At 44.7% G+C, this 5,144-nt stretch carries 6 protein-coding genes; all 6 read left to right on the forward strand.

Annotation, left to right across the window (positions count from 1 at the left end):
* A partial coding sequence (lpxD, locus tag A3761_RS14690) for a UDP-3-O-(3-hydroxymyristoyl)glucosamine N-acyltransferase (RefSeq protein ID WP_369808225.1) occupies positions 1-1,003 on the forward strand: 1,003 nt, incomplete at its 5' end.
* Positions 1,004-1,059: 56 nt separating this feature from the next.
* Positions 1,060-1,500: a 3-hydroxyacyl-ACP dehydratase FabZ gene (gene fabZ, locus A3761_RS14695; RefSeq protein ID WP_068507400.1), complete on the forward strand. Its 441-nt coding sequence runs from the start codon at positions 1,060-1,062 to the stop codon at positions 1,498-1,500.
* Positions 1,500-2,309, forward strand: coding sequence for an acyl-ACP--UDP-N-acetylglucosamine O-acyltransferase (lpxA, locus tag A3761_RS14700; RefSeq protein ID WP_068508215.1), 810 nt, complete (start codon positions 1,500-1,502; stop codon positions 2,307-2,309). The genes fabZ and lpxA overlap by 1 nt, the downstream gene beginning before the upstream one ends.
* Before the next feature lie 6 nt (positions 2,310-2,315).
* Complete coding sequence (lpxB, locus tag A3761_RS14705; RefSeq protein ID WP_082865259.1) at positions 2,316-3,524, forward strand: lipid-A-disaccharide synthase; 1,209 nt, start codon at positions 2,316-2,318, stop codon at positions 3,522-3,524.
* Between the two features lie 9 nt (positions 3,525-3,533).
* Positions 3,534-4,142 carry a ribonuclease HII gene (gene rnhB / locus A3761_RS14710; protein WP_068508214.1) on the forward strand — a complete coding sequence of 203 codons (609 nt, stop codon included), beginning with the start codon at positions 3,534-3,536 and terminating at the stop codon, positions 4,140-4,142.
* Between the two features lie 209 nt (positions 4,143-4,351).
* Positions 4,352-5,144, forward strand: a 793-nt coding sequence (locus A3761_RS14715) for a hypothetical protein (protein ID WP_156491867.1), incomplete at its 3' end; no start/stop codon positions are given.

Here is a 5,144-nt window from a genome sequence, read left to right on the forward strand (position 1 = left end):
GGACTATGTGGAAGGAGAGGTTCGAGGTGATGCGTCGATAAGCATCTCGGGCCTTTCGACTCTGCAGTCGGCTAAGTCAGGTGATTTAAGCTTTTTAGCGAATCCTGCCTATGAGAAATATTTAGCGGATAGCCAGGCCGGTGCCGTGATTGTTACCCCTCAGGTAGCCGAAGCATACGATGCAGATTTGATTATTCATGATAACCCTTACCTGGCGTATGCGCGTTTAACTCACTTGTGGGACAGTACCCAGCTTGACCTTAGTGCGGGTTCAGATATCCACCCTTCGGCTGTTGTGCATGACACTGCTGAGGTCGCTGAAGGCGTTTTTGTGGGAGCTGGCGCAGTAATTGGTAAAGGTGTTTTCTTAGGGGCTGGTTGTGTAATTGGTGAAAATACGACAGTTTCTGATGACTCGCGGATAGGTGAATGCACTCGACTTTATCCAGGCGTCAATATCTATCACGGCGTGACGATTGGTGCGCGCTGCATTATTCATAGTGGTGTCGTGATAGGCTCAGATGGATTCGGCTTTGCTCCTAATAAGGGAGGCTGGGAAAAAATAGTTCAGCTAGGTGGTGTTGTAATTGAGGACGATGTCGAAATCGGGGCTAATTCGGCCATTGATCGTGGAGCTTTGGACAATACAGTAATCGAGAAGGGCGTTAAGCTCGATAATCAGATTCAAATTGCTCACAATGTCCGTGTTGGCGAAAATACTGCCATGGCAGCATGTTGTGCTGTTGCGGGGAGTACGACGATCGGAAAGAACTGTGTTATCGGCGGCGCAAGTGGTATAGCGGGTCATTTAACGATAACTGACGATGTGCATATCACTGCAATGACGATGGTGATAAAAAGCTTGAGTGAGCCTGGCGTGTATTCGTCTGGAACGGGCGTTCAGCCTAATGCTCAATGGCGGAAAAGTATTGCAAGACTTCGGCAGCTCGATAAAATGGCTGGTCGTTTAAAAGCATTAGAGAAGATTGTTGCCGACAAGTAAATAGTTTTGATCTGCTGGCGATACTGCCTGAACTTGCTTTAAAAGAGTCGAATCTCATGATTATGGATATCAATGACGTTAAAGAATATCTTCCTCACCGCTACCCTTTTTTATTAGTGGATCGAGTTACAGAGGTTAAAGCTGGAGAGTGGATCAAGGGCTTTAAAAATGTGACGGTAAACGAAAACTACTTTCAAGGACATTTCCCTGATCAACCAATCATGCCTGGTGTGCTTGTGCTGGAGGCACTAGCGCAGGTTTCAGGCATACTCGGCTTTATTACGACTAACAAAAAGCCAAGTGAAAACTTAATACACTATTTTGCCGGAACAAATAAAGCGCGCTTTAAAAGGCCAATTGTTCCGGGCGATCAACTGGTACTAGAATCTCATTTGATTGCAGCAAAGCATAACATCTGGAAGTTTGACTGTACTGCATATGTAGATGGTGAGGTTGCTTGTATTGCAGAAATTATGACAGCGGAGCGAGAACGTTAATGACAATCCACCCTGATGCCAAAATCCATTCAGACACTAAAGTTCACCCTCAAGCAATAGTAGAAAAGGGGGCAATAATTGGTGCTGGTGTGGAAGTTGGTCCTTGGTCGTATATTGGTGAAGGTGTCGAGATAGGGGAAGGTTCACAGATACTTTCTCATGTGGTTGTTAAAGGGCCGACAACGATTGGTCGGAATAACAAGATCTTTCAGTTCGCCAGTGTTGGAGAAGAGTGCCAGGATAAAAAATATGCTGGAGAGCCTACCCGATTAATTATTGGCGATAATAATATTATTCGTGAAAACTGTACTATTCATCGCGGTACTACTCAGGACCAGTCGGAAACGATCATTGGTAGTGATAACCTCTTCATGGCTTATGTACATGTAGCGCATGACTGTGTTATCGGTGATAACTGTATTTTTGCTAATAGCACAACCCTGGCGGGCCATGTTCATGTTGCAAGCAATGTGATTTTGGGTGGCGGAACGATGGTTCATCAGTTCTGTAAGATCGGGGCGCATAGTATGAGTGCTGGCGGGAGTATTGTTCTACGTGATATTCCTGCTTTTGTCATGGCTAGTGGTCAATCTGCCTCGGCTCATGGTCTGAATACCGAAGGTTTGAAGCGAAGAGGGTTTACCGCTGATGATATTCGGGAGCTAAAGCGTGCCTATAAAGTTATCTATCGTCAAGGCTTGAACTTGAAGGATGCGCTTATTGAGCTAGAAGAGGCAGCGGCTTCGTCTGCACATGTTGCTCACTTCGTTGAAAGTATCAAGAACTCATCTCGGGGCATTATTCGTTAGGCTGATATGAAGGGTAGCGCTGAAGAACACCAATCGGTTCAAGAACAACTTTCAGATAACGTTGTATCTGAACGTCCAGTGACTATCGCAATGGTAGCCGGTGAAGCCTCCGGAGATATTTTAGGTGCGGGTTTGATCAAGTCCCTGCTTAAGCGTTATCCCAATGCTCGGTTCGAAGGTATTGGTGGCCCTTTAATGCTAGCTGAGGGTTTTAACTCTCATGTACCAATGGAACGGCTTTCTGTTATGGGGCTTGTTGAGGTGCTTGGGCGTATTTTTGAGCTGATTGGTATTCGGCGTCGCCTAAAACAACATTTTCTAAAATCACGCCCGGATGCTTTTATTGGCATTGATGCCCCTGACTTCAATATAGGCTTGGAATTGGCCTTGCGCAAAAAGGGCTTGAAAACCGGTCATTATGTTAGCCCCTCTGTTTGGGCATGGCGTCAGAAGCGTATTTTTAAAATAGCGCGTGCAGTCGATCTGATGTTGACTCTCTTTCCGTTTGAGGCAAAATTTTATAAAGCGCATGACGTTGCAGTACGATTTGTTGGTCACCCTCTGGCTGACAGCATTCCAGAACATTCAGATAAAAGCTCGGCTCGTGAGGCTTTGGGCTTGGATCAAAATGCGAAACTGGTAGCACTGCTTCCCGGAAGTCGAGCAGGTGAGATTTCTTATATAGGTAAGAGCTTTCTTGATACTGCGTGTTGGTTGTATGAGCGCGACCCCAATATCAAATTTGTTTTACCTTATGTTAATGAGGCGCGCAAAGAGCAAATTTTATCCTTGTTAGACGATTGCGAGGTAAACCTGCCGCTAACCTTGATTTCAGGTCGCTCGCGTGAGGTGATGGCTGCAAGTGATGTGATTGTATTGGCGTCGGGCACTGCAACGCTCGAAGCGATGCTGGTAAATCGTCCAATGGTTGTATCCTATCGTGTCTCCAAGATTACGCACTATATTATGAAGCGCTTACTGAAGGCTCCTTTCATATCATTGCCTAATTTGCTGGCTGGTCGAGAGCTTGTTCCCGAGCTAGTTCAGGATGATGCTCAGCCAGAATTAATTGGAAAGCAGGTAATGGAGCGCTTTTTACCTTCTAAGGCAACTGAAACTCAAGAGTCGTTTAGTGAACTGCATAAAAGCTTGAAGTTAAATGCAAGTGAACAAGCCGCTGACGCGGTAGTTAAGCTGATAGAAAGTGGCAAATAAGGAAGTATTGTGACTAAGGAATATGAAGCTTTTGTTTGTCAGTATAATGGTGAGCTGCTTGCTGGTGTAGATGAGGTGGGTCGTGGGCCTTTAGTTGGGCCAGTCGTAGCTGCCGCAGTTATTCTCGATCCAGCAAACCCTATTGAAGGTTTGGCTGACTCAAAGAAACTTTCTGAAAAAAAACGCGAGATGTTGTTTGATGAGATTCATGAAAAAGCATTAGCGTGTAGCATTACTCGGGCCAGTGTCGAAGAAATTGATGAAATCAATATTTTGCATGCATCGATGTTGGCAATGAAAAGAGCGGTCGAATCGCTTTCAATAAAACCGGAATATGTTTTGATTGACGGCAATCGCTGCCCTCAACTAAATATTCCTAGTGAAGCAGTGGTAAAGGGTGACTCACGAGTTGCTTGTATTGCGGCTGCTTCAATTATCGCAAAAGTTTCAAGGGATAGAGAAATGAAAGAGTTGGATAAGGAATATCCAGGTTATGGCCTTGCACAGCATAAAGGCTACCCCACTAAAGCGCACCTAGAAGCGCTTCGTCAATTAGGCGTCAATAATCTGTATCGGCGTTCATTCAAACCTGTAAAGCAGCTTCTCGAGCACAAATAAATAAAAACTCCTAGTGCTTGTTTCTTAGACTCTGGCGGATTTTTTGTGAACTTTGTGCTGTATCACCTGTCATCGATTTCACATTTTTTATCATTTGTCGAAAAGTTGACGCTTTTTGTTGCTAAATAATGATTTTTATCCGTCAATTTAAGTGTTCTGGCGCTAAGATTTCCTTACTCAAGATCGAAATTTAATAGTGGAATCTTCTCATGCATACATTTTTCCTCAACACTGGTGAAAAGCGAATTGCCGCTCTTACAAAGAACCTATTAGCTTCAAGTGTGGCCATTCTTTTAACGGCTTGTGGTTCTGGTGGCGGCAGTGAAGAGTCAAATTCCACTCCGGATGATGGTAATACCAATACCGTGACTACAACGATTAGCGGTACCGCTATAAAAGGGGTCGTTTCAGAAGGCTTGGTAAACTTATACTCAGTAGAAGAGCAGGGTGGCAAGACTATTCGTTCTGTTAATCCAATGGTGAGTCCAGTCAGAACAGACTCTAATGGTCGCTACACCTTTAATCTTGAGCAGGAAATTTCACAAGGCTCAGTTGTTGTCGAAGTGACAGCTGATAGTCGAACCAGAATGAAGTGCGATACAACGGAAGGTTGTATTGATAATGATGGGCAAGGCGTTTCTTTTGGTGAAAGCTTTAACCCAGGGTCTGGCTTTAGTTTGCGCTCGGTTGCTTCAGGTATTGTGGCAGGGCGGGAGTATAATGTTCATCTTAGCCCATTAACGCATATGGCGGCAGTTCATGCGGAGGCTAAATCTATTGGTTTGACAGCTGATAGTATTCAGGAATCTATCGCTCACATTGAAGACTTGCTAGATCTAGATGCTGGTGCGATGCGTTTGGCGCCAGCAGATTTAACTGCTATTGAGTCGTATAGTTCAATTACAAAAGCAGAACTGGAAATGGGTGTTTTGTCAGCCTCTTTCTTGTCAATGGTTGAGCTGGGTCGTTGGGATACGATTGAAGAAGTAATCGAACATGTAG

It is taken from the genome of Oleiphilus sp. HI0123, assembly GCF_001635315.1.

Coding starts and splice junctions, on each gene's coding strand:
- lpxB (WP_082865259.1), top strand. CDS start 2,316: ATGAAGGGTAGCGCTGAAGAACACCAATCGGTTCAAGAACAACTTTCA.
- fabZ (WP_068507400.1), top strand. CDS start 1,060: ATGATTATGGATATCAATGACGTTAAAGAATATCTTCCTCACCGCTAC.
- lpxA (WP_068508215.1), top strand. CDS start 1,500: ATGACAATCCACCCTGATGCCAAAATCCATTCAGACACTAAAGTTCAC.